General features: G+C 64.4%; 19 protein-coding genes. 10 read left to right on the forward strand and 9 right to left on the reverse strand.

The features are described from left to right. Nucleotides 1–73 precede the first annotated feature (73 nt). The 5 genes from rnr (at nucleotide 74) to BUS12_RS19015 (ending at nucleotide 6,409) form a co-directional block, all read left to right on the forward strand. Nucleotides 74–2,572, forward strand: a complete 2,499-nt coding sequence (gene rnr / locus BUS12_RS18995; RefSeq protein ID WP_074298240.1) for a ribonuclease R — start codon at nucleotides 74–76, stop codon at nucleotides 2,570–2,572. Nucleotides 2,573–2,748: 176 nt separating this feature from the next. Beyond that, nucleotides 2,749–3,492: a 23S rRNA (guanosine(2251)-2'-O)-methyltransferase RlmB gene (gene rlmB, locus BUS12_RS19000; RefSeq protein WP_074298242.1), complete on the forward strand. Its 744-nt coding sequence runs from the start codon at nucleotides 2,749–2,751 to the stop codon at nucleotides 3,490–3,492. 102 nt (nucleotides 3,493–3,594) lie between these two features. After that, a complete protein-coding gene (gene rpiA, locus BUS12_RS19005; RefSeq protein WP_074298244.1) occupies nucleotides 3,595–4,290 on the forward strand; it encodes a ribose-5-phosphate isomerase RpiA in 696 nt (231 codons plus the stop codon). A 330-nt stretch (nucleotides 4,291–4,620) separates the two neighbouring features. Then, nucleotides 4,621–5,802, forward strand: a complete 1,182-nt coding sequence (locus BUS12_RS19010) for a glycosyltransferase family 4 protein (protein WP_074298246.1) — start codon at nucleotides 4,621–4,623, stop codon at nucleotides 5,800–5,802. A 184-nt stretch (nucleotides 5,803–5,986) separates the two neighbouring features. Beyond that, a complete protein-coding gene (locus BUS12_RS19015) occupies nucleotides 5,987–6,409 on the forward strand; it encodes a helix-turn-helix domain-containing protein (protein WP_074298248.1) in 423 nt (140 codons plus the stop codon). Nucleotides 6,410–6,701: 292 nt separating this feature from the next. Here BUS12_RS19015 and BUS12_RS19020 read toward each other — a convergent pair whose 3' ends face one another. The 5 genes from BUS12_RS19020 to BUS12_RS19040 all read right to left on the reverse strand — a co-directional run bounded on the left by BUS12_RS19020 (nucleotide 6,702) and on the right by BUS12_RS19040 (nucleotide 12,105). Continuing rightward, entirely contained in the window at nucleotides 6,702–8,129 is a 1,428-nt protein-coding gene (locus BUS12_RS19020; protein WP_074298250.1) for a UbiA family prenyltransferase, read from the reverse strand. 151 nt (nucleotides 8,130–8,280) lie between these two features. Then, on the reverse strand, nucleotides 8,281–8,730 hold the full coding sequence (locus BUS12_RS19025; protein WP_290439574.1) for a GtrA family protein: 450 nt from the start codon (nucleotides 8,728–8,730) through the stop codon (nucleotides 8,281–8,283). Then, nucleotides 8,727–9,467 carry an SDR family oxidoreductase gene (locus BUS12_RS19030; RefSeq protein WP_074298254.1) on the reverse strand — a complete coding sequence of 247 codons (741 nt, stop codon included), beginning with the start codon at nucleotides 9,465–9,467 and terminating at the stop codon, nucleotides 8,727–8,729. The genes BUS12_RS19025 and BUS12_RS19030 overlap by 4 nt, the downstream gene beginning before the upstream one ends. Next, complete coding sequence (locus tag BUS12_RS19035) at nucleotides 9,464–10,786, reverse strand: FAD-binding oxidoreductase (protein ID WP_074298256.1); 1,323 nt, start codon at nucleotides 10,784–10,786, stop codon at nucleotides 9,464–9,466. The genes BUS12_RS19030 and BUS12_RS19035 overlap by 4 nt, the downstream gene beginning before the upstream one ends. A gap of 128 nt (nucleotides 10,787–10,914) precedes the next feature. Next, nucleotides 10,915–12,105 (reverse strand): glycosyltransferase family 4 protein, encoded by a 1,191-nt coding sequence (locus BUS12_RS19040; protein WP_253190163.1) that lies wholly within the window; start codon nucleotides 12,103–12,105, stop codon nucleotides 10,915–10,917. A gap of 574 nt (nucleotides 12,106–12,679) precedes the next feature. On the opposite strand from BUS12_RS19040, the gene BUS12_RS19045 reads away from it, so the two are divergent. From BUS12_RS19045 to BUS12_RS19065, 5 genes are all read left to right on the forward strand, one after another. Continuing rightward, nucleotides 12,680–13,873 (forward strand): glycosyltransferase family 4 protein, encoded by a 1,194-nt coding sequence (locus BUS12_RS19045; protein WP_253190164.1) that lies wholly within the window; start codon nucleotides 12,680–12,682, stop codon nucleotides 13,871–13,873. Between the two features lie 114 nt (nucleotides 13,874–13,987). Further along, on the forward strand, nucleotides 13,988–15,148 hold the full coding sequence (locus BUS12_RS19050; RefSeq protein WP_074298262.1) for a hypothetical protein: 1,161 nt from the start codon (nucleotides 13,988–13,990) through the stop codon (nucleotides 15,146–15,148). A gap of 82 nt (nucleotides 15,149–15,230) precedes the next feature. After that, on the forward strand, nucleotides 15,231–16,433 hold the full coding sequence (locus BUS12_RS19055) for a hypothetical protein (RefSeq protein WP_143788402.1): 1,203 nt from the start codon (nucleotides 15,231–15,233) through the stop codon (nucleotides 16,431–16,433). A gap of 229 nt (nucleotides 16,434–16,662) precedes the next feature. Next, nucleotides 16,663–17,871: a hypothetical protein gene (locus BUS12_RS19060; protein ID WP_143788403.1), complete on the forward strand. Its 1,209-nt coding sequence runs from the start codon at nucleotides 16,663–16,665 to the stop codon at nucleotides 17,869–17,871. Nucleotides 17,872–18,065: 194 nt separating this feature from the next. After that, nucleotides 18,066–19,229, forward strand: a complete 1,164-nt coding sequence (locus tag BUS12_RS19065) for an acyltransferase family protein (protein ID WP_074298268.1) — start codon at nucleotides 18,066–18,068, stop codon at nucleotides 19,227–19,229. 126 nt (nucleotides 19,230–19,355) lie between these two features. On the opposite strand, the gene BUS12_RS19070 is transcribed toward BUS12_RS19065, so the two are convergent. The 4 genes from BUS12_RS19070 to BUS12_RS19085 are packed head-to-tail and all read right to left on the reverse strand — an operon-like array spanning nucleotide 19,356 to nucleotide 25,438. Beyond that, nucleotides 19,356–21,746 carry a polysaccharide biosynthesis tyrosine autokinase gene (locus tag BUS12_RS19070; RefSeq protein ID WP_074298270.1) on the reverse strand — a complete coding sequence of 797 codons (2,391 nt, stop codon included), beginning with the start codon at nucleotides 21,744–21,746 and terminating at the stop codon, nucleotides 19,356–19,358. A 25-nt stretch (nucleotides 21,747–21,771) separates the two neighbouring features. Further along, a complete protein-coding gene (locus BUS12_RS19075) occupies nucleotides 21,772–23,022 on the reverse strand; it encodes a polysaccharide biosynthesis/export family protein (RefSeq protein WP_074298272.1) in 1,251 nt (416 codons plus the stop codon). A 40-nt stretch (nucleotides 23,023–23,062) separates the two neighbouring features. Beyond that, entirely contained in the window at nucleotides 23,063–24,007 is a 945-nt protein-coding gene (locus BUS12_RS19080; RefSeq protein ID WP_074298274.1) for a glycosyltransferase family 2 protein, read from the reverse strand. Between the two features lie 27 nt (nucleotides 24,008–24,034). Further along, nucleotides 24,035–25,438 (reverse strand): undecaprenyl-phosphate glucose phosphotransferase, encoded by a 1,404-nt coding sequence (locus BUS12_RS19085; RefSeq protein ID WP_074298276.1) that lies wholly within the window; start codon nucleotides 25,436–25,438, stop codon nucleotides 24,035–24,037. Nucleotides 25,439–25,459: the final 21 nt, after the last annotated feature.

Here is a 25,459-nt window from a genome sequence, read left to right on the forward strand (position 1 = left end):
GCCTTGAACGAGCCAGACCCGAGCAGTCAATCGCAGGTGCAACAGAGCCGCGTCATTACGCCGACCGACGTCCATGCAACGAGAAAAAATCATCGACAAGCCCTTGAGCAAATATCCGTACCCGATTCCGAGCCGCGAAGAAATCCTCGGCGTGCTACGCACGAGTGAAGCGCCGCTTGCAGCGAACGACATCGCCGAAGCCTTGTCGATCAAGCGCCAGGAGCGCGAAGGATTTTTCAAGCGTCTGGCGGCAATGGAGCGCGATGGCCAGATCCGGCTCGATCAGCGCAATCATTACCAGCTTACGCATCCCTCCAATTTCGTCGGCGGCCGCGTGCAGGGCCACCGCGATGGCTACGGGTTTCTCGTGCGCGACGACGGCCAGGACGACCTGTTCCTGCCCACCGGCGAGATGCAGAAGGTCATGCACAACGACCGCGTGCTCGCGCGGATCGTCGGCTACGACCGGCGCGGCCGGCCCGAAGGCCATATCGTCGAAGTCACGGACCGCGCCAACAAGCGCGTGATCGGCCGCCTGCTCAACGAGAACGGCGCCCTGATCGTCGCGCCGGAAGACAAGCGCATCGGCCACGACATTCTGATCACGCAAAACACCAAGAAGGCGAAGGTCGGCCAGGTGGTGGTGGTCGAACTGACGGATTTCCCGAGCCGCCATTCGCAGCCGCTCGGCCGCGTCGTGGAAGTGCTGGGCGATATCGACGACCCGGGCATGGAAATCGAAATCGCCGTGCGCAAGTACGGCGTGCCGCACGAGTTCAGCCAGGCCGCGCTGGATGACGCCGCGCGGCTGCCGGACGAAGTGCGTCCCACGGACATCCGCCATCGCGTCGACCTGCGCGATGTGCCGCTCGTCACGATCGACGGCGAAGACGCCCGCGACTTCGACGATGCGGTGTACTGCGAACCGGTGGCGGTCGGCAAGGGCGAGGGCTTCCGCCTGATCGTCGCCATCGCCGACGTCTCGCACTACGTGCATCCGAAGAGCGGCCTCGACGTCGATGCGATCGAGCGCAGCACCTCGGTCTACTTCCCGCGCCGCGTGATCCCCATGCTGCCGGAGAAGCTGTCGAACGGGTTGTGTTCGCTGAATCCGCACGTCGACCGCTGCGTGCTGGTGTGCGACATGGTGATCACCGCGCGCGGCGAGATCAAGGCGTATCAGTTCTATCCGGGCGTGATGCATTCGTCGGCGCGCCTGACCTATACCGAAGTCGCCGCGGTGCTGAAGAACACCAAGGGCCCCGAAGCGACCCGTCGCGCGGCCTTGCTGCCGCAACTGCAGAACCTGTACGGCGTCTACAAGTCGCTGTTCGCCGCCCGGCAAAAGCGCGGCGCGATCGACTTCGACACTACCGAGACCTACATCGTCTGCAATGCGCAGGGCAAGATCGAGCAGATCATTCCGCGCACTCGCAACGACGCGCACAAGCTGATCGAAGAATGCATGCTGGCCGCCAACGTCTGCGCGGCCGACTTCATGAAGCGCAACAAGCACCCGGGCCTGTACCGCGTGCACGCGGGGCCGACGACCGAGAAGCTCGAGAACCTGCGCACCTTCCTGCGCGGCATGGGCCTCACGCTGGGCGGCGGCGACTCGCCGCATGCGAGCGACTACGCCGCGCTGATGGCGCACATTCGCGACCGGCCCGACGCGCAGATGCTGCAGACCATGCTGCTGCGCTCGATGCAACAGGCCGTCTACAGCCCCGAGAACATCGGCCACTTCGGTCTCGCCTATGAAGCGTACGCGCACTTTACGAGCCCGATCCGCCGCTATCCCGATCTGCTGACCCACCGCGCGATCTACGCGATCCTGCAGGGCCGCAAGTACACGCCGGAGGCGCCGCACGGCGTCGATCTGAACACGGCCTTGTCGCCGCGTGCCCGCGCCATGCAGCAGGCCGACGACGAAAAGCGCGGCCGCACGCGTTCGAACAACGTGGCGATCTGGGAAGAGCTCGGCCTGCATTGCTCGGCCAACGAGCGCCGTGCCGACGAAGCCTCGCGCGACGTCGAAGCGTGGCTCAAGTGCTACTTCATGCGCGACAAGCTCGGTGAAGAATACGGCGGCATGGTGAGCGGCGTGACGTCGTTCGGCATCTTCGTGCAGCTCGACGCGCTCTTCATCGAAGGCCTCGTGCACGTCACCGAACTCGGCTCCGATTACTTCCAGTACGACGAGATCAAGAACGAGCTGCGCGGCGAACGCACGGGTATCCGCTATCGTCTGTCGGACCGCGTGCGCGTGCAGGTGAGCCGCGTCGATCTGGATGCGCGCAAGATCGATTTCCGGCTGGTGCGCGATACGCCGATCAAGTCGCCGGGCTCGCGTGCGCCGCTCGCCGACAAGGCCGTCGCCGAAACCGGCGGCGCGCGGGTGCGCTCGCTGCCGCCGGCAGAAGGCGGTGCGGGTGCGCGCCGTAAAAAGGCGGCACCGGCGCCGACGCTGGCAGTCAAGGAAGCACGCGCGGCACGCGGTGCGGCCAAGAAGCATGGCGCCTCGGCCAAGTCCACGTCGTCGTCGAAGCCACAGACGCGCAAGAAGCGCTGAGCGCGCGAGGCGGGCCGCCTGCCGGCGGCTGTGCTGCGGCGCCTGGCGTGCAGCGGGTTCACCGCGCGCAACGGGTACATGTCCATGTGCCGGTTGCGCGCGGTCTGCATTTGATTTGTCTTTATCCCAGTAGCGCATCCGCATGGCGGAGCGCTCAATCAAAGGTTGTTTCAGTCATGTCACGTCTCAAGGTTCTATACGGTTTTCACGCAGTGACCGCACGTCTGCGCCACGATGCTGCAACGGTCGAAGAGGTGTATTACGACGCGACACGCAAAGATCGCCGCATGACGGAGTTCCTGCATGCCGCGAAGGAAGCGGGCGTGCGTCTGATCGCGGCTGACGAAACGCGTCTGTGGGGCCTCGCGCACACCGAGCGGCATCAGGGCGTCGTGGCGCGCGCAGGCGACCTGCCGCTCGCGCAGAATCTCGCGGAACTGCTGGACGGCATCGCCGGTTCGCCGCTGATTCTCGTGCTCGACGGCGTGACCGATCCGCACAATCTCGGCGCGTGTCTGCGGGTCGCGGATGCGGCCGGCGCCCACGCTGTGATCGCGCCGCGCGACCGGGCGGTCGGCCTGAACGCCACCGCAGCGAAAGTGGCGAGCGGCGCTGCCGATACGGTGCCGTACATCACCGTCACGAATCTGGCGCGCGCCCTGCGCGAGCTCAAGGATGCCGGCGTGTGGGTGGTCGGGACGGCCGACGAAGCCACCGCAAGCCTCTACGACACCAAGCTCGACGGTCCGGTTGCGCTGGTGATGGGCGCGGAAGGCGAGGGCATGCGCCGTCTCACGCGCGACACCTGCGATATCGTGATGCAGATTCCGATGGCGGGTAGCGTCGAGAGTCTGAATGTGTCCGTGGCGAGCGGCGTGTGCCTGTACGAAGCGGTGCGGCAGCGCTCGGTCAAGAAATAGCCGGCTGCGCTCGCGGCCGTCTTTAGCGGACTTGCCGGATAAACCGGGGCGGCGCATGCTACTCCGGTAAACTTGCGGTTTTTCCGCCTCTCTGCAATTTCCATGACTCAAGACGAACTCAAGCAACTGGTCGGCCAGGCCGCCGCCGACTATGTGAATGCGAACGTGCCCGAAGGCGCCGTAATCGGCGTCGGCACCGGCTCGACGGCGAACTGTTTCATCGACGCGTTGGCCGCGACGAAGCATCGCTATCGCGGCGCGGTGTCCAGCTCGCTCGCCACCACGACGCGCCTGCAGTCGCATGGCTTCAAGGTGCTCGACCTAAACGAAATCGATTCGCTGCCGGTGTATGTCGACGGCGCCGACGAGATCGACCATAGCGGCGCAATGATCAAGGGCGGCGGCGGTGCGCTCACGCGCGAGAAGATCGTCGCATCGGTGTCGGACGTGTTCGTCTGCATCGCGGACACCACCAAGCGCGTCGACGTGCTCGGCCAGTTCCCGCTGCCGGTGGAAGTGGTGCCGATGGCGCGCACCGCAATCGGCCGCCGCGTGACGGCGCTGGGCGGCGTGCCGGTGGTACGCGTGACGAAGGACGGCGCACCGTTCATCACGGACAACGGCAACGAGATCATCGACATCAAAGGTCTGAAGATCGGCGATCCGCGCGCGCTCGAAGCGCAGATCAATGCGTGGCCGGGCGTCGTGACCGTGGGCCTGTTCGCAGGACGCGGAGCGAATCTGTGTCTGCTCGGTACCGACACCGGCGTCGAGACGATCCAGTATCCGCGGGACTGAACCCGGGTCTTGCCGGCAACGCGCGCCGTCGAATGCCGCGCGTTGCCGTTGTACTTTGCCACGCCTTGACGGGACACCGCGCTGCGTCATCCACACATGCCTCCGCGCACGCCGCGCATCTTCGCTTCGCCTGACACCCACTTCACGCAATCCCTGACGCGACGCTAAACACGCGACGCGTGCCGCGTGCCGCATTCACCGCGCTTCAGCAAGCTTGCACGCTTTGACGATTGTCGCGCGTGGAGTGTGGTCGTGCGCACGCACGCCCGGAAACGCTGCCCGTACACTGCTTTTCATGGCCGTGGGCCGTCTTCTACAGGTGTCGACATTATGAAAGTGGCGATCGTGCACGACTGGCTCGTCGCGCCAGGCGGCGCCGAGAAAGTACTGGAGCAGATCATTCAGTGCTTTCCCGATGCTGACCTGTTCAGCCTCGTCGACTTTCTCGAAGACCGCGCGCCGGTGTGCGGCAAGCCTGTGACGACCTCGTTCATCCAGCATCTGCCGTTCGCGCGCCGCCGCTATCGCGCCTATCTGCCGCTCATGCCGCTGGCGATCGAGCAGCTCGATCTGTCCAGCTACGACCTCGTCATCACGAGTTCTTATGCGGTCGCCAAGGGCGTGCTGGTCGGTCCGGATCAAACCCACGTGAGCTACGTGCACTCGCCGATGCGTTACGCGTGGGACCTGCAGCATCAATATTTACGTGAAGCGCGACTCACGCGCGGCCCGCGTTCATGGGCCGCGCGCGCGCTGTTGCATTACCTGCGCGGCTGGGATTCGCGTTCCGCGAACGGCGTGGACCGTCTGATTGCCAACTCGCAATTTGTGGCGCGTCGCGTGATGAAAACCTATCGGCGCGACGCGGCCGTGATTCCGCCGCCCGTCGACGTCCACAAGTTCGATCTGTGCGTACAGAAGGACGATTTCTATCTGACGGCATCGCGCCTCGTGCCGTACAAGCGGATCGACCTGATCGTCGAAGCCTTTACCGCGACGCCGCACCGCAATCTGGTGGTGATCGGCGACGGTCCGGAGATGGCGGCGATCCGCAGCAAGGCAGGGCCCAACGTGAAAATTCTTGGCTATCAAGCTTTCGCTGTACTAAAGGATTACATGCAGCGCGCCAAGGCCTTCATCTTCGCGGCTGAAGAAGATTTCGGCATTGTGGTGATCGAAGCCCAGGCGTGCGGCACGCCCGTGATTGCGTACGGCAAGGGCGGTGCGCTCGAGACGGTCGTGCCGCTCGGCGAAGCCCGCCCGACTGGCGTGTATTTCGCACGCCAGACGGTCACGGCGATTCTCGACGCCGTCGAGACCTTCGAACGGCAACGGTCGCTGATTACGCCGGCGGCTTGCCGCGCGAATGCCGAGCGGTTCTCCGCGGCGACGTTCCGGCACTCGTTCATGATCGAAGTGACCCGGACCATCGCCGCGGCAGCGGGGCCGCGCACGCGTGTCGAACGCGTGCAGGCGGATCTCGCATGGCCCGGCGACGCAGTGTCTCGCTAATGCTTTACCGCATGAGTGCAGTCAGACAGGTGTGCTGAGTCTGCGTCGTCGTAGTAGGAGGGGAACAATGCGCGGCGATCGGCCGCTGCTTGCCGGGGCCATCCGCCCTGGCGGACGGCGGCGCTTCGCCGCGTATTGCAGCACGCCATTCAATAAGACTTTCGAACAGGGATAATCGAAGCACATGAACGCCGATCGCCTTTCGGGACATTTCCCCGACATCATCGAAGCCTGGGCTGCCTTGCAGCAAACCGTCTCTATCAGGCCGATTCGCAACGAGAAGGACTACCAGACGATGCTGCAGCTCTCGAGGGAGCTCGCCACGCATCTGAACGGCGACGCGCAGAGCGCGCTCGACGATCTGCACGGCGTGCTCGTCACGTTGATCGAGGCGTGGGAAACGCGTGTGGTCGCCATGCCCAAAGCGGAGCCGCGCGAGGTGCTGCGCCATCTGCTGGAGACGCACGGTCTCAAGCAAAAGGATCTGGCCGGCATTGCTTCGCCGACGGTCGTCAGCGATATTCTCGCTGGGCGCCGGGCGATCAGCAAAAACGTCGCCAAGGCGCTTGCCGCCCGATTCCATGCGGACGTGAGCGTGTTTCTTTGAGGCGCTGAGACGCGGGTTTGGCCGTCGTTCGGGTTTGGGTTTGAGTTTGAGGTTGCCTGACGGCTCGATGCATCGAAAGACCGCGCGGTTGCTACGCGCGGTTTTTTCGTTTTCTATGGAAGTTCTGGCGAGGTGCAGCAGTCCCCACTGCGATAGAGCGGAGTGCTGACGAAAGCGTGAAGCAATGGGGGAGGCTGAAGCCGGACTGCAGAAATGAAACCGCCCGCCGGAACTGACGACGGGCAGCGGGTGGTGATCCGTTCGCTAGCTGGTGCGGGTTCTTGCCCGCCGCTCAGATGGCAAACAGCATGCACAGTCCGCACAATCCGATCACGCCCACACTGACACGATCCTTGAAGGCGAACACAATCGGGTCGTCGTGCATCTTGCCGCGAAACGCAAACATCCAGATGCGGCTGACCCAGTAGAGCGTCAGCGCAAACACGGCCCACAGTGCCGGCGGATGACGGTACAACTGCTTGAGTTCCGGCGAGTTCAGATAGAGCGCCAGCACCAGCACGGCGAGGTAGGCCGACGAGGTGCCGAACGAACGGAGAATCGACAGATCCTGCGTGATGTACCCGCGTCCGGCGGCTTCCACTTTGCCGTCGCGCAGGATCGCGTCGAGCTCGACATAGCGCTTGACCATGGCGAGGCTCAGGAAGATCGGCACGCAGAACAGGATCAGCCAGTACGACAGCGTGATGCCATTGGCGGCGCCGCCGGCAATGACGCGCACCGTGTACAGGCAGGCGAGGGCGAACACGTCGATCAGCGCCATGCGTTTGAGCGCGAACGAGTAGGCCAGCGTGGCGACGAAGTAGGCCGCCAGCACGGCGCCGAAGCGCCACGGCAGCAACACGCCGATCCCCACCGAGGCGGCCAGCAGCAACACGGTCAGCACCGCGCCGAACGACAGCGGCAGCTTGCCCGAGGCGAACGGCCGGTTGCGTTTGCGCGCATGCCGGCGGTCGGCGTCGAGATCGAGCATATCGTTGAGCAGATACACGGACGACGCACACAGGCTAAACGACAGGAATGCCAGGCAAACGGCGACGATCGAAGGGAGGTCGAAGCGGTGGGCGGTCAGGAGCGGTACGAACACGAGCACGTTCTTGACCCACTGGTGTACGCGCATTTCCTTGAGCACCAGCGGCAACAGGCGGCGCTTTTGCTCGAAGAAGATGATCGCCGCGTTGACCTTGCGCGCGGCGGCCGCAATGTGCTTGTCGCCGACCACAATGGCGCGGCGCGACTGGCGCCACACCGGCACGTCGGCCATCGCATCGCCGCAGTAATCGAAGCCGCCGTCGCCGAACTGGTCGACCAGCGCCTGCGCTTTGCTGCGGCCAAACAGGTTGCGGTCCTCGGTGCTCGCCAGCACGCCGGTAAACAGGCCGAAGTGCGCTGCGATCTGGGTGGCGAGACGTTGATTGGTGGCGGTGCACAGATAGAGGTGCCGTCCGCTCGAATGTTCGTCGCGCAGATATGCGACCAGCTCGGTGTTATACGGCAGCACGCCGACGTCGATCGTCACGCGGCGGGCAATCTGTTCTTTCAGATACGCGCGTCCGTGCAGCAGCCAGCCGATGCACAGGAAGATCGCAAAGGGGTTCTGCTTGAAGAGGACGAAGAAGGCTTCGAAAAGCAGATCGGTGCGTGTGAGCGTCCCGTCCAGATCGACGCATAACGGAACCGAATTGACTGCCGGGGTTGCCATGACCAATCTCCGCACCGGGGGAACAGATAGTCCGATCCGGTGCGATGCCGCAGCCGTATCAGCAGGTGGCGGGACGAACCAGCGTGGTCCGAGCCTGAATGCATGCTATCGACGGCACGGATAAACCTCTGTGCGCCAGCGCACTTCGCGCTTACGCAAAAACAAATCGTTTGTCGAGGTGATACTTCGCGACGTAGCCGATGGCGAGCCCCAACGCGCCGCCGGCAAGTCGTGCGTTCTCCGTATGAAAAACTGCGCTTGCTGCGAACTCCACCGCCCAGAACACGAAGGTCGTACCGAGCCCCATCAGGACGTAGAGCGCAAAGGTGCGCGCGCCGTGCGCGACGCTGCGATGCTCGTAGCGAAAGATCCATGCCTTGTCGAGCAGATACTTGACGACAAGTCCGGCGCCTGTGCCGACGCATACCGACAGCGGCACGGCAAACGCCGCCTGGTACACGAGGTAGGCGAGCTTCTGACTGCCCAGGTTCGAGGCCATCGAGATCGCCGCGAACACGGCATACCAGAAGACGAGGCGCGAGCGGCTCGCGGTCAATCCGCCGGCAGGACGGGCAGCGGAACTCGAGGCGGGACTGTTCACAGCGAGATCCGCTTGAACACGAAGTCGGGCACCGAGCGGATCACGAACATGATTTGCGCCCAGAACCACGGGGTGTAGAGCGAATCCTTGCCGCGCGCGATGGCGCGCACGATGTCGGTGGCGACCCGTTCGGGCGTGGCGACGAGCGGTCCGGGCAGCGGCAGGCCGGCGGTCATCGGTGTGTTCACGAAACCCGGCTTGATGGTCAGCACTTTCACGTTGAATTTGAACAGGCGCGCGCGCAGTCCTTCGCAGAACGTCGTGACGGCCGCTTTGGCGGTGCCGTACACATAGTTGGAAGGCCTGCCACGGTCGCCGGCAACGGATGAAATCACCGCAATCGATCCGCTTTTCTGCGCTTCGAAGGTGCAGGCGAGCAGCGTGAGCAGGGCGATGGTGGAGAGCGCGTTGGTCGAGATCTCGCGTACGGTCGCTTCCGGATCGCGTTCGCAGACGGATTGGTCGGACAGCGTGCCGTGCGCCAGCAGCACGATGTCGATGCGGCCCATGGCGGTCAGACAGGCATCGAGCATCGGGCGATGCTGCGGGTAATCGTTGACGTCGAGCACGTAGGTGCCGACACTGCCCGCTCCACGCACCCGCAGGTCCTGGGCGACGGCTTCAAGACGGGTTTCGTGACGTCCGGCGAGAAACAGGTTGGCGCCTTCCTTGACCCACTCGCGTGCGCACGCAACTGCAATCGCCGAGGAACCGCCGATGATCAGAATGTTTTTCATTGCTGTGTGGTCCGTTGCCAGAAACGCGACATCAAAGCGGGGTCGCGAAGTTGTTCGATTGCCTGCCACGCCGGATAGGCGGCGCGAAAATCCGCGCCGCTCATATGGGCGTCCTTGGCAGGATAGAGACGACCGCCTGCGTCGCGCACGATCGCGTCGAGCCTCGCGAACAGCGCCTGGTTCTTCGCTTCGTGTTGGGGAAAATCGAGCGCGAGCGAGATGCCCGGCATCGGGAATGACAGCAGTCCCGGCGAAGCCAGCGTGCCGCAGCGCTTGAGTACGGCGAGAAACGAACCGGAACCGCTCGACGCAATCGTCTGCAGGAAAGCGCGCAAGGCATCGCGCGCCGCCGTCTCCGGCACCACGAACTGGTATTGCTGGAAACCGAGGCGGCCATACATCCTGTTCCATTCGAGCAGGCTGTCGAGCGGATAGAAGTAGTCCGCGTAGTCCACCTCGGCGGTGCCTGCCCGGGCCGCCTGGCGGCGATAGTAGAGGGCGTTGAATGCCTTCAGCGTGACCCGGTTCACGGGCGACCACGGCAGCGCGAACGGCACCCGCCGCACGCGCCGTGCGTGGCTGGAATAGTGGCCGTCGGCCGCGTGATCCGCCGACATATAAATGCCGCGTCCGAGCGAGGCGCCGCTGCTGAGGCAATCGATCCACGCCACCCCGTATTCGTGGGCCGGATCGAGTACCTGCGAGAGCGCAAGGAATTCGTCGAGGTTGTCGAACGGCAGCGTCTTGACCGTGAGGCGGCTCGAGCCGACCTTCAGCAACTGTATTTCGACCCACTCGACGATGCCGGTGAGCCCCAGGCCGCCGATCGTCGCGCAAAACAGCGCGGCGTTGTCATCGGCGGCGCATTCGAGCGGCGCCGAGTCTGAGCGCAGCAGCGAAAAACGCCGCACATGTCGCCCGAAAGTCCCCCGCACATGATGGTTCTTGCCATGCACGTCGTTCGCCAGCGCGCCGCCCAAAGTCACGAACTGGGTGCCGGGCGTGACCGCCAGCATCCAGCCGTGCGGGACCGCGAGCGCCAGCACTTCGCCCAGCGTCACACCCGCTTCGGCACGCAGCACGCCCGTGTTCCAGTCGGCGCTGATGAAGCGATCGAGACCGCGCAGCGTGACCACGTGGTCAGTCGCGGCGAGGCAACTGTCGCCGTAGCTGCGGCCGTTGCCGAACGGCAAGGTCGTGCCGAAGCGCGTGCCCAGTTCGCGCAATGCCGTCTGCGTGCTTTGGCGCCACGCCAGCGGATGGCTCGCCTGGGGGGCGTAAGGGTAGTGGCCCCACGAGAGGAGCTTGGAGACGCTCATTGGATGGCAGAACCGTAAGCAGCGTGAACGATGAGCCATCTTAGGTCTGCCCGCACGCAGGCCACCGTTGGCTAGTACACACACCGCGGCAGGACCCTGCAGGCGTGGGCGTAGGCGTGAGCCCTGGCTCAGGCGCTGGCCGGACTGGCGGCGTTCGTGATGGCCGCGACGCCGGTGGCGAGCGCGATGGTCCGCTTCATCTGCTCGAGGTAAGCCTCGACCGAGAACTGGCGGCTGACGTCGATCAGGGCCTGATCCGCGAGGCGCTGGGCGAGTTCGGGCGCGGCGTGCAGCGTTTCGATCGCATCGGCGAGCGCCTCGACATTGCCAGGCGGCACCAGCCAGCCGTTCTTGCGATGCCGCACGATCTCCGTCACGCCGCCGGCGGATGCGGCGATCACCGGCCGGCCCGCGGCCATGCCTTCGATGATCACGCGCCCGAACGGCTCCGGCTCGGTGGAGGTATGCAGGATCACGTCGACCGCTTTCATCCACGCCGGCATATCGTCGCGAAAGCCGGCGAAGATCAGGCGGTCTTCGACGCCGAGGCGCGCGGCCTGCTCGCGCAGCGATGCCACATAGGCCTGTTCGCCGAACAGCGCCGAGCCGACCAGCACCAGATGCAGGTCGGGCAGCCGGGCGAGGGCCGCGAGCGCGATGTGCTGGCCTTTCCACGGCGCGAGGCGGCCAAACAGGCCGGCCAGGTAGACATCCTCGGGCAGTCCGAGGCGGCGGCGCAGCGCGCCGGTATCGGCATCGTCGACGTGGCTGAACTCGTTCAGATCGACGCCGTTATGCACGACCGGCACGGCTTCCGGCGCGCAGCCGGTGAGCGCAACGAGCGAGGCCGCCGAAGCATGCGAATTGGCGACGACGTGATCGACCGCATAGCGCGTGAGCCACCTGACGATGAGCCGTTGCAACGGCCCGAAGTGATCGCCCGACATGATGTCGTGCAGATGCCAGATGATCCGCTTGCGGTGCAGCGGCTTGCCGAGCGCACCGAGCACGAGCGCCTTCTGCGTGTTGAGAAACAGCACGTCGAACGACTCGGCATGCCGCGCAATGGTGCGGATTTGCCGCACGATACCCGGCAGCGCCATCAGCCAGTTCACATGCACTGCCCGTTTTCTGATCCCGGAAACGCGCGTGTCGCAGGCGACCCGAACCGGTACGCCGAGCGATTCGAGCCGCGTGCGAAACGGTCCATCGGAAAGCAACAGGACTTCGCGGCGGGCGGCCCAGGTGACGGCCAGCGGCAACAGCGAAAATTCGGCGCCCCCGAGTTGACCGCTCTGGTCCACGAACAGGATGCTCACGACTCTGCTTACATCTGCTGGGTAGCTGGGCGCATAGAGCGGTGTCGCTTGAGAAGCGATCACCGGTGCGTTCGCTGGGGCGGTTGACTTCATCTGGGTTCCCGGGCGAGGGTTTGTTATAGAAGGGGGGACCGAATCGGCATTATTCGGGTTCGATACCTGTTTCAATGTGCCCCGACGCACTTACGGCAACTGACAAACGCATTACGGCGGCCCGACGATTCATAAGATCAAGCAGGGCGTTTGTCAATTCCAGCGCCATTGCCCGGGAGGGCGGCAAGTGTCGATATAGTCAGGACACTTATCTATCCTTGGGCCGGCGCGTCTGGGCGCGCGCCGAGCTGCCGCGAGAGATGTCTGGCGGGCTTGCCTGCAGCGCATCAACACGCCTGCGCGTTCACCGGAAATCCACGTCGGATGTTTGTCGCGCTGAGTGCGGCCGGCCACATAGAGAACGTCGCGTCGCGCGAATAATGTGTCTTTGGATTTTCTTGCCGCCCGGTCAATCGCAATGAACACCTCCGCATCTGCGGCCGCGAAGACAATCGCGTCCGACACTGTAGCGCCAGTATTCATGGGTAGACAGGCCGCCAGTCTGCCGGCCGGGGCCGGGACGCCGAGCGTCCTGTTTGTCGACCAGAGCGGCCAGCTCGGCGGCGCGGAAGTCTGTCTGTTGCCGCTCGCCGCGACGTGGGCCGCACGCCGCGAAGTGCTGCTGCTTTCCGATGGGCCATTTCGCGCGCGGCTTGAATCGCTCGACGTGCCGGTGCGGCTCGCGTGCGACGCGCGCGTCTCCGGCATCAAGAAGCAGGCGGCTCGCCTCAGTTGGCTGATGGCGCTGCCGGGCATCGTCCGGCAGGTTCGCACGATCGCGACCCATGCCGAATCGTTCGACGTGCTGTTTCTCAATACGCAGAAGGCGCTCGTGCTCGGCGCCCTCGGCAAGCCGCTGCACCGCAAGCGGATCATCTGGCATCTGCACGACATCGTGTCGGGCGATCACTTCGGGCCGCTGCAGCGCTTTATCGTCAAGTGGCTCGCGCGCTACGCGGTCGATCAGGTGGTGGCCAACTCGCATGCTTCAGCGGCGTCGCTCGTCGCGCTCACCGGCTGCGAGCCGGCAGACGTGCCGGTGGTGCATAACGGCGTGGATCTGGACGAATTCAGCCGTGCGGACAACGACGATCGCGGCGCGCTGCGCCGCCGCCTGGGCCTGCCCGAGCACGTCTATCTGGCCGGCCTGTTCGGGCGCCTCGCGCCGTGGAAAGGTCAGCACATTGCGGTGGACGCGCTCGCACGGCTGCCCGGGCTGCACCTGGTGCTGGTGGGCTCGGCGCTGTTCGGCGAGCAAGCCTACGTCGAGTCGCTGCGCGAGCAGGCCGCGCGCCTGGGCGTCGCAGACCGCCTGATCTTCGCCGGCTTTCGCGACGACATGCCGGCCTGGATGAAAGCGGTGGACGTGATCCTGCATACGTCGACGGAGCCGGAGCCCTTTGGCCGCGTGATCATCGAGGGGATGGCCGCGGGCCGGCCGGTGATTGCGACGTCGGCCGGCGGCGTGAGGGAGATCGTGCGGCATCGCAAGAACGGCTGGCTGGTGGCGCCGGGCGATGCCGAGGCGCTGGCCGAGGCCATCGAAACGCTGCATGCGATGCCCGAGTTCGCACAACAGCTCGCCGCTCAGGCGCTGGTGGATGTGAAGCAGCATTTTTCCGTCGACGTCTATCTCGAGCAGATGACGCAGACCATTGCGGACGCGACCCGTTGATACGCCGCGCGCGCTCGCCGGGCGGACCAGTGTTCGGCATCGAACGATGCGCCGGTCGCGCTTCGCCTAGCATGTTCTGACGCGGCTGTTCCTGCCTGCCGAACGGAGACCACCATGAGCTTGCCTGGATTGCCGCGTGCGACGACGCGCTGGATCGTACTCCTGTGCGTCTACACGCTGGTCGCCAGCGCGTCGTATTGCGGTTTCTTCGCAAAGTATGCGCTGCGCGACGACTCGAAGAACGATGCGCTGACCCTGATGCTGGACGGCACGGCGGATCGTCCGTACGTGTACCGGCAATTGCTGCCGGCCACGGCCAATCTGCTCGAAGCGGCGCTTCCGCGCGCGGCGAGGCAGCGATTCCTCGATCATTTGCAGGCAGACTATCCGCAACACAACTGGCTGAGCAATACGTTCGTGCGGGCGACCGACGCCGCGAATCCGCACTACGCACTGCGTTATTACATGGTGTACGCCATGACGTTCGGCGCATTGCTGGGGGCGATGCTGATGCTCCGGCTGTTGTGCCTGCAACTCGTCGGCAACGAAATCGCGGCGACGTTGGCGCCGCTTGCCTTTGCGCTCGCGGTGCCTGTCGGCAATTTCTGGGACTTCCCCGAACTGCTTTTCATGACCGTGGCCGTCTGGATCGCCCTGCGTGCGAACCTGCTCTGGCTGCTGCCGCTCACGCTGGTTGCGACGCTCAACAAGGAATCGTTTCTGTTTTTCCTGATCGCGCTGTATCCGTTCGTCTCGATGCGGGTGTCGTCCCGATCGCGCGCGCTGCTCTTGCTCGGCACCTGCGTGGCGCTGGCCGCGGCGGTCAACCTCGCAACGAAACTGCACTACGCCGGCAATCCCGGCGAGCTTGCGCAGTTCCATCTCTGGGACAACCTGCGTTTTCTGGCCGATCCGCGTAACTACCTGCATGGCGAGTACACCTACGGGATCCTCTTGCCCAAGGGCTTCAATATTCTGCTGCTGTTTCTGGCGTTCGTCGTCGTGCGCGCCGGGTGGTCCGCGTTGCCGCCCGCTGCGCGGCACCATGCGCTGCTCGTCTGTGCGATCAATATCCCGCTGTACCTGCTGTTCGGCTATGGGGACGAAATTCGCGCCTTGAGCATGGTCGACGTCAGCGCAGCGCTGCTGATCTGCGGCGGCGTTGCGGGTTATGTGTCGCGTGCCCTGGAACCGGCGGCCGTGCCGGTTACGAAGCATCAGGCAGTCCCGCAGGCACGCAGACAGCCTGCGCTGGACTTGACCACAGATTCCTGAGCGCGCGGTAAAGAAGGGAAAGCGTACAGCGCGGCCGTTTTACTGTCGGCGCTGACCTGCTTCGTCAATTGTCGAGGTCTGCTTGAACATTCAGAGAAACCATTGGGCAGCCGATTCGCGGACCATGATAGGGGTCTGCTCGGTCGCGCTGCTCGTTTATCTGTTCATGGCGGCGGGCCACGCAATCTTTTGGGACCTGTCCGTCTACGAACGGGCGGTGCGCGATCTCGGCCTGGGTCTCGATCCTTACCGCACCGACGCCGGTCTGCCGTTTGTCTACCACCCGCTGGTGCTCGACGGGCTGTTCCTGCTGAACCGGCTTGTGCCGCTGCGCCTCGCGCTGGTACTCGTCTATGCGCTCAGCCTCGGTTGGTTCTGCGTTGAAGCCGGCCGCTGGCTTCGTCTGCATGCGGACGAACCCACAGGCGCAGGCGTTGCCGCGCCGCAGCCAGCCGGACTGCTGTGCGGTGCCTCATCGTTCATGGCGGCCCTCGTTTTTGGCGGGGTCGGTGTCACGTCGATGCTGTCGGGAAACCTCACGACCTTCATGCACTTCGCGTTGATCGCGGCCTTCCTGATGGCGCAGCGAACGCATGGTCCATTCGCCCGATACGCCCCCATAGGGCTGGTTTTGCTGCTCTCGATCGTCAAGCCGTATTTCCTGCTGTATCTGTTGATTCCCGTGCTGCTGACTAGCGACAGGCGCGCGGAACTGCTCAGAGCCGCAGGGGCGCTCGCACTCTTCGGCGTAGCGTGGCTGTTTCTCGCGCATGCCGATCCGCAAGGCTATGCCGCATTTATGGCGGCGCTCAAGTATCAGTCGCTCGGCAAAAGCGATCTCGGCTATTCGTTTTTCGCGACGTTCATGCGTGTGGTTCATCACGCCTGGCTCGCGCTGGGCCTGCATGTCGTCGCCTCCGTGGTCTTCGTGATGCTTGCGGTTGCGCTGTTCATGCGCAGGCCGGCGTCGGGCCGGTCCACGGGAGCGGCGTTCTTTCTGTTCTACATGGTTCTGACGTTAGCGAATCCACGTATGAAGGAGTACGATTTTTTCCCGGCCCTCGTCTGCTTCTTCATTTTTCTGCGCACGTTCTCGGCCAGAGCTGGCGCGATCATCTTCGTCGGTCTCGCGATTTCATGGATTCCGTTGCTGCTGAGCGGCGTCCGTGCCGCGGGGGTGACCTTCGTGACGCTATCGGGCGCGTCGAACACCTGGCAGATCGTTGGGCTGGCGGCGGTCGCGCTCACGTTGACGTTGACCACGTTCAGGGCGCGCCGGACGTGAGCGCATCGACCTGAGCGAACGGATCCATCCGCATCGATACGTCACGTATGGCCTGCAATCAGGCTGTGTTCGGGATCGAACGATCGGTCGCGCCAGGTTCGCCTACCATGCTCTGAGATCACTTTTCTGCGTAGTTGGCATGCTGTTGCGCGTCCGTCGGCGCGACCGTTGCTGGCCTGCCTGCGGACACCGGCAGACAACACATGGAGTAGCCGAATTGGACTTGAGATTGCCAAAGAAGGGATGGCGTACCGATCTGGGCGTGATGGCGATCTGCGCGCTGGGCCTGCTGGTCTATTTCTACACGCGGCCTACGCCCTTCCTGTTTTGGGACACCACCGTCTACGAGCGCGCGGTCGCCGACCTTGCCCGCGGCGCGAATCCCTACCGCATCGACGCAGGACTACCGTTCGTTTACCACCCGCTCGTGCTTGACGTGTTCGCCTGGCTGAACCGCGTCATCCCGTTAGGCGTGGCGCTGATTGCGTTATACGTGGCGAGCGTCGGATGGTTTGCGTTCGAGCTCGCCCTCTGGCTGCGCGCCGACGCTTCGAGGTCAGGCTCGGGCGCTGCGCGTCTCGTCGACCGCTCGCCGTGGCTTCGCGGCTGCGCGTCGGTCATGGCGGCGGCAGCCTTCGGCGGCGTGGGCGTCACGTCTACGATTTCCGGAAACCTGACGGTATTCATGCATTTCGCGCTGATCGCGGCCTTTTTGCGCAGCGGCCGCAGGGCAGGGTGGATGTCGAAGAACATGCCGCTGGCCCTGTTGCTGGTGTTCTCGATCATCAAGCCATATTTTCTGGTCTATCTGCTGGTGCCACTCGTGACCGCATGGCGCGGCTGGCGCGATCTCGTGCGCGTCGGGTCGGTCGTGGTGGGCTTCGCTCTGTCGTGGTGGGCCGTCAGCCGTATCGATCCGGTAGCGTATGGCGAATTCATGGAGACCTTGAAGTACCAGGTGCTGGATCGGGGCGACCTCGGTTATTCGTTCTTCTCGATCCTGGTCCATCTCACGCTCAACGACCGGTTGGCGCTAGCCATCCATGCAGTCGTGTCGCTGTCTCTGCTGGTACTGGTGACGGTGGCCTTTGCGGGAGAAAAGCCGCCGCCCGATCGTCTCGGGAGAGTCTTCTTTATCCTCTACATGGTGCTCACGCTGACCAATCCGCGGATGAAGGAATACGACTTCTTCCCGGGGCTGGTCTGCTTCTTCATCTTCTTGCGGGCCACGTCGAAGAGCGCGGAATGGATCATCCTCGCCGGCCTGTGTGTCTCTTCCATACCGCTCGTGGTAGCCGGTTGCACTGCCGCGGGACTGGTCCTTCCAGGTCTCTATAGCGCGGCGAAAGCCTGGCAGATCGTGGGCCTGAGCGTGGCGACCCTGGCGTTCGCATGGACCCGCGTGCGCCCGCTCGGCCGCCGCCGCGCTTGCCCATAGCGTACGGCGATGCAGGTGGTGCAGCATCGGCCCATAACGTGTGCGAACGTACTGTGCAGGGGCAACCCGCGTCATACATTGATGGACAACCGCTTGCAACCCTTCGTGCGATCTGCACGTCCGGGTTGTGATTCGCTGCGCGCCGCGTTGCTCGCGCGCGTTCGATCCACCTATGTTGTCGATCCCACACGCTCATGGCGCCGGCCATCAACAAGCACTGCGACACACTTGACCTGATCCGCGCGCTGGCTGCCGCCGCGGTGTGCGTGAGCCATATTCGCGCGCTGCTGTTCGTCGATTACCGCGCCGGCCTGCACCTCGGGCTGATCGGCCAGGCCTTCTATTTCCTCAGCAACTACGGCCACACCGCTGTGACGGTGTTCTTTGTGCTGAGCGGCTATTTCGTCGGCGGCACGGTGATACGCCAGGTGGCGGCGGGGACGTGGAGCTGGCAGCGCTATCTGGGCGAACGGCTTTCGCGGCTCTGGATCGTGCTGATCCCGGCGCTGATCTTGACCCTGTTCTGGGACCGGATGGGACTCGCGACCATAGGCGGTCCGTTTTATCTGGGCACCGAGGGTAATTTCGATCAACGCGTCAACGTCGCGGCGCAGCTCGGACATGCCACGCTGTTTTGCAACGTCGCGTTTCTGCAGACGCTTTACTGCGGCACATACGGATCGAATGGTCCCTTGTGGAGCCTCGCCAACGAGTTCTGGTACTACCTCTGGTTTCCCGCCTGCTATGTGCTGGTCGGACGGCGGCGCATGCTGCAGGGACTGGTCGTGCTCGGTCTGGCGCTGGGTTCGATGGTGTTGTTTCAGCCGCTGCTGAACGGTTTCGTGCTTTGGCTGCTCGGCGCGCTGATTGCCTGGATCGAAAAGCGCATACCCCGGCGCGCATGGCGAAGCCGCTATCCGGTGTCGACGTGGGTCAGCGGCGTGCTGTTCCTGGTTGCGCTCGCGGCGACCCGTTGGCAGAAGGAATGGGCTGACGAATGGACGGTCGGTTTTGCCTGCTTCGCTTTTATCGCCTGCGTCCTGCGCGAGGACGTGCGCCTGCGTTCGCCCAGGCTGTCGCGGCTCGCGATCGCGTTCTCCGGGTTTTCCTATTCGCTGTATCTGACGCACTTTCCGTTCGTGCTGTTTCTTATCGCCACCATGATCGGGCATCGCATCCAGCCCGACGGCTACGGTGCGCTTGTTTTCATCGCCTTGCTGGCCGCCTGTTATGTCTACGCGTATGCGGTGTACTTCCTGTTCGAGCGCAACACGCGGCGCGTGCAACGGCTGATCCAGCAGTTTCATCCGTTCGGGACGAAGCCGGAAGCGGAGACGGCCGGGCGGGTGGGAAGCTGAACTGATTGCGGGCGATTCGAACGCACTCCACGCAACCCCAGAAACAAAACCGGCGAGTCGCCGGGACGTTGAACTGTCCCGCGAACTCGCCGTGCCCTGAACTGCGAACAACCGTCTCGTCGGATCCTACCTCGGGTCGAGCGGATCGGCGGTCTCGTACGTATAAGCGTAGGCGTAATCGTAGGTCCCATAGCGGCCGTTGTGCTTGACGGACACCGCATTCATCACGCCGCCGATCACATGCGCCCGCGCCCGGCGCAGCTTCTTGAGCGCCTCGCTGATATGACGTTCCGTATGTGCCCCCGCGCGCATCACCAGCACGGTCGCGCCGGCGATGTTGGCGATGATCGCCGCATCGGCGACGGCCAGCAGAGGGGGCGTGTCCACGATGACCAGATCGAACTCCTGCGAAAAGCGGCGCAGGATCTCGCTGAAGCGATGCGAGGTGAGAATCTCCGACGGGTTGGGCGGATAGGCGCCGGCGGCGATGAAGTGCAGTCCGTCGACACCGGTGGCGCGCGCCGCCGTTTCCAGATCGACCTGTCCGGTCAGCAGTTCGGTCAGGCCGCCGTTCGGCGAGCGGCCGAAGTAGTGAGCGAGCCGGCCGCGGCGCAGATCGGCGTCGATCAGCAGCACCCGCTTGCCCGATTCCGCAAACAGCGCGGCAAGATTGGCGCACAGGAAGCTCTTGCCGTCGGCCGGCGCGGGGCTGGTGAACGCGATGACGCGGTTCGGCACTTCGATCAGGCCGAACTGCAAGGTGGCGCGCAACCCGCGCAAGCCTTCGACGGACGTATCGAACGGATGAGTCTTCGCGAGCAGCGAACGGGTCGCCGCGTACGGGGCCGGCATCACCGTTTGCGCACCCTGGCGCACCGGCGCCGGCGCAGGAGCGGGCGCCGCGCGCAGACCGAGCAACCTGCCGAGGCTCGCTGGCCCGCTCGCCAGCACGCCGCTCATGCGCTGTGTGCCGCTCGGCAACGCCGGGTGCCGCAGGCTGGCGATGAGCCGGTCGCCGCGCGACTGCTCGGCGCTGATCGGAATGGAGCCGAAGATCGGCAACTGAAAGCGGCGTTCGATCATTTCCGGATCGGCCACGCCGGTGAAAAAGGTGCGGCGGCAAAAGGCGAAACCGACGCCCGCGATGATGCCGAGCAGCGCACCCGCCGAAATGATCAGGCCGCTTTTCGGGCTGACCGGAGCGGAAGGCACCAGCGCCTCGTCGACGATGTGCACGTTGCCGATCGTCCCGGCACGCGTAATCGACAGTTCCTGGGTCTTGTTCAGCAGTGCCACATAGATTTCTTCCGCCACCTTGGCGTCGCGTTGCAGCGAAACGGCTTCGCGTTCCGAACCCGGCAAGGTCTTGAAATGGTCTTCGAAGCGGGTCTTCTCCGCGCTCAGCGCGGCGAGCTGCGCATCGACGGTGGCGACCTCGGGACTATCGGCCATAAAACGTTGCAGCAATTGCGCGCGCGCGATGCGCAGTCCGGCAATCTGCTTTTCGTACTCGAGTCCGCCCGACAGGTAAACCGAGGCTTCCTGAGTCGGCTGGAACGAACCCACGCGGGCCTGATACTCCGAGAGCGCCGTTTCCGAGCGCTTCAGGTCGTCGCGCAGACGCGGCAACTCGCTGTTCAGGAAGGTCAGCATCTTGCTCGCTTCTTCCTGGGCGCGCTCGGTGCGCTGGCGCAGGTACGACTGCGCCACCGCGTTGGTGATCGCGGTGATGGCCTTGGGATCCCCGCCCATGTACGAGAGTTGCACGATGCCGGTGTCGTGGCTCTTTTCGACCACTTGCAGACCGCCGGCCAGACCCATGACGGCGTCGAGCTGGTTGGCGCGCGTGACGAAAAATTCCGTGCCGGCACGGGCGACCAGTTTCGTCACCAGGATCGACACGCCATTGGCTTCGGCGAGCGTGCCCGCCTTGCCGGTCAGGATCGGCTGCTGGGTGGCGGGGTCGAGCAGTTCGTAGCGTCCGTCGCCGAGCGCGCGCAGCGTCATTTGCACGCCTTCCAGAGACTTTGGCACGCTGATGGAATCGACGTTGAACTCTTCGCCGCCCCAGGCGTACGAGCGCATGCCGAACCAGGCCGGAAGCGGGTGGCCGGGATGGGCAAAGAGCCGCGAGACGCGCCCGAGATACGGCATGACGTTGGCCGCCGTGCCGAAGTTGAGCTTGAACTGCTCGACGACCGGCTCGACCACGGCGCGGCTCTTGATGATTTCGATTTCGGCGTCGGTGCGGATGGTGCTGGTGCCGCCGGACGAGAGCGAAGCGATCGTCGAGACGGCGGACGAACCCGGCGACGACGGATCGATCTGCAGCATCGCATCGGCCGAATAGATGCGTGTCGCCACATGCGCGTAGATCACCGCGGCGAGCAGCACCGTGGCCGCAATGCCGATTACCCACCAGATCTGTTCGACCACCATGCGCACCAGGTCGCGCATCACCTCGTCTTCGTCGTTACCGGACGCGGGCGAGAATTCAGGCATGTCATAGGTACTCATTTTATTTTCTCTCGCTAGCCGTATGTTAAGGAGCCAGTTGCTTGGTGAAGAACAGCGTCTGCAGCGACGGCGTGATCAGATCGAGCAGGCGGTTAAAGCGGGCGGAGCTGGCGATCTGCACATAGATCACGTCGCGCGCCTGCAACTCGAACTTGGTCATCAGCATCAGCGCGTCGACCTGGGTCATGTCGAGCCGGTACACGTCGGGGGTGGTCAGTTTGGTGGTCACCTGGCCATTGGCGCCGGCCTCCGGATCGATGCCGCGAATCACGTAGATGACGTGCGGGTCGGACGTGTGGCTGTCGATGCTGCCCGCGCTCGTCAGCGCATCGGCGAGGGTCAGCCTGCCGCGGTTCATCGGCACGATCGACGGATGCGAGATCTCGCCGAGCACGAACACGCGGCTGTTGGTGCGATCCGGCACGTCGATGATGTCGCCGTCGTTGAGCACGACGTTTTGCAGCACGTTGCCGGATTCCAGAATCGAGGCGACGTTGATCGGGTAACGCTGGCCGTTGCGCGTGAGGCCGACATTCTGCAGGTCGGCGTCCGCATTGGCGCCGCCGGCGCGATTGAGCGCGTCGATGATCGTCAGCGGCACCGCGGTGATCGCCTGGGCCTGCGGCGCGTGCACGTCGCCCAGCACCTGCACCGCCTTGCTGTTGAAGCCGGTCACGCTGACGTCGAGTTGCGGGCCGCGGATGGTTTTGGCCAGACCGGCGGTGAGGCGCCTTTGCACCTGCTCGGCCGTCATGCCCTCCACCTTGATCCGTCCGACGCGCGGGAAAAACACCGTGCCGTTGGCGGCGACGCGCAGCGTCAGGCCGCCGGGCTCGCCGCCGCCGGTGGCGGCCGGGCTGGTGGACGGCGACGCGGCGATGGAATTGCCGCTGCCTTCGCTGCCGCCGCCGGACAGGGCGGGCAACGGCGGCGTACCGGCACTGCCGGTCCCGCCGCCTGGCGAGGTCAGCTCGGGGTGATCCCAGACGATCACCTGCAACAGGTCGCCCGGACCGATCCGATACTCGTATTGCGCGCGCGTTTTCGGCGTGAGACAGGTGAGCGGACAGGTTGCCGCGGGCGTGGCTTGCAGCGACGTCCGGCTGAAATACCCCGCGTTGATCGGCTGCACCTGAACCGTTGTGGCAACCGGTTCGGCGTCCTTGTTTTCCTGCAGATTGGTGGTGTCGAGAAAGCCGCCCGGCGTAAACGAACACGCCGAGAAGAGACACAACGACACAACCGCAAGCCCCGTTACTATCGTTCTGGATATCATGGTTTCGGTCCCTCGCATTACATGAAACGCCGCACCCCGCTCAGCGTTTTGCTTCCTGCCACGCACCGCGCATCGCGCGAATGCCGATCCACCACTGGCGAAGGGCGAGCGCCGGTCCGGCGCCGCCGATCGCAAGCGTCAGCGCGCGGGCCAACCCCGGGTCCGCGCGTGTGCCGATCAGCGTTGCATAGACGACGAACGCGCACCGTCCTGGCAGGGACAGGTGTTCGCGCATGATGAGCCGCAGGTTGAACGACGCGTTATAGAACGCGGCATAGTTGAAAATGAAGCGTTGGTCTTCGTCGCCGCGCGGCGCCGGATAATGCTCGACGAGTATCGACGGGTCGTAGATCAGGATCCAGCCGCGCCTCACGACGTCGAGGCTGAACTGCATTTCGCAATGCACCTGCGCGCCGGTACCGCGCAGTCTTTCGTCAAAGCGCAGGCCCGCTACGGCCGCGCGCCTGAATGCCATGTTGACGCCTTTCAGCACGTGCACCGGACGCGGCTCGCCGCAGCCGATGTGATGATTGCCGATGGCGCGTCCATACCAGCGCACGAGTCCCACGCGGCCGTTCGCGCCGGCGAGGATCGCGCCTTTTTCGTGCACGATGTCGCGTCCGCCGATGCCGCCCGCGTCGGGCCGGCGGGCAAGCCCGTCGATGAGGCGCTGCGTCCAGTCGGGATGCGGCGCGGCGTCGTCGTCGGTGAAGCAGACAATGTCGCCTTGCGCCGTTTCAAGCCCGCAGTTGTAGGCCGCGACCACGCCCGGCGTGCCGACGAACGCGACCCGCAACGCCTCGCTGCCGGCGTTCTGCAGACGTTCACGCAGCAGCGCATGGGTCGCGGCGTCCTCGGGACGCGCGACGACGATCACTTCGTCGGCCGGACGCAGTTGTGCATCGAGCGCTGCAAGGCAGCGCGCGAGATCCGCCGGCCGGCGGTAGGTCGGAACGATGACTGAAAGGCGTGGCGCCTCGTTCACCGCAGGCTCCTGTCGGTTCTGCTGCGTTTAGTAGGCATTGCGGTTCACAAAGCCCTTGAACAACGTGATCAGGACAATCTTGATGTCAAACCAGAACGACCAGTTGTGGATGTAGAAGAGGTCGAACTTGACGCGTGCTTCCATCTTTTCCACCTTGCGTGTCGCGCCGCGATAGCCGTTCACCTGGGCCCAGCCGGTAATGCCCGGCTTGATGCGGTAGCGATGCATGTAGCCGTAGACGAGGTCCTTGTAGAGATCGTCGTGTTCGAGCGCATGAGGGCGCGGTCCCACCACCGACATCTGGCCCATCAGCACGTTGTAGAACTGCGGCAGTTCGTCGAGACTCGTGCGGCGCAGGAAGGCGCCGATCTTCGTCACGCGCACGTCGTGCTGGGTCGCCTGGGTGAGCTGTCCGCCGCTTTCCTCGTGCACGGTCATGGAGCGGAACTTGTAGATCCTGAACGTGTGTCCGTCGATGCCCTTGCGCTGTTGCGCGAAGAACACCGGCCCGCGCGTGCTGACCTTGATCGCAATGGCAATCGCCGCGAACAGCGGCGTGAGCGCAAGCAGGGCGGCGAGCGCAAATAATCGGTCGAACACCAGCTTGGGCCACATTTGCGGCGGCGAGATCGGCGTGCCGGTCAGGTTGATGGTCGTGAGACCCATCACGTCGACCAGCGAATGGCCGAACAGCGTCATGCTGCGCGTATCCGGAATGAAGCGCAGGTTGACGAAGTCATGCTGGAACGTGCGCGTGAAGCGGTAGATCGTGCGTTCTTCCGAGAGCGGCAGCGCGAGCCACACTTCGTTGATGTGTTCGGCGCGTACCTTCGCCGCGAACGCATCCAGATCGCTCAACACCGGCAGACGATTCATGCGCGTGCCGGCCTCGGCGGGCTCGCCCGCTTCGGCGGCTTCGGCCAGCGTGGTGTCGAACACGCAGACGGGCTTGAAGCCGGCCTGCGGCACCTGCTCCAGATGGGCGAGCAGCATGCGGGCGAAGCCGGGCGAGCCGACCACCGCCACGCTGCGGAAGTTCAGGCCGCGCCGCCGTACCACGCGCAACATCAGATGGGCGGCGAGCTTGGTCGCGACGATCATGGCGCCGGAGATCAGCGTCGAGTAGCCGAACCAGAGCCGCGACACGGCATCCATCCGGTGCAGCGTGAAGACCAGCAGCAGGCCCGTCACCACCACGAAGAACCAGCCGGCGCAGACGCGCACCAGCATCTCCGCGAGCGACTTGCCGCGCCAGGTCTCGTAGATGCCGAAGACCGGGAACAGCAAGAGGACGAGCACGCAGTTAAAGGCGATCAGCAGCCGTTCGGTATCGGCGAGCGAGAGCGTGGCATCGAAGCGCATCCAGTGAGCGAGCAGTGCACCCGCGATCACGAATAACGCGTCGAGACAGCGCGCAGTATTGCGCAACATGGTCGGTCTACCTTGCAGGTC

Source organism: Paraburkholderia phenazinium, assembly GCF_900142845.1.
In the GTDB taxonomy this organism is placed as follows: domain Bacteria; phylum Pseudomonadota; class Gammaproteobacteria; order Burkholderiales; family Burkholderiaceae; genus Paraburkholderia; species Paraburkholderia phenazinium_A.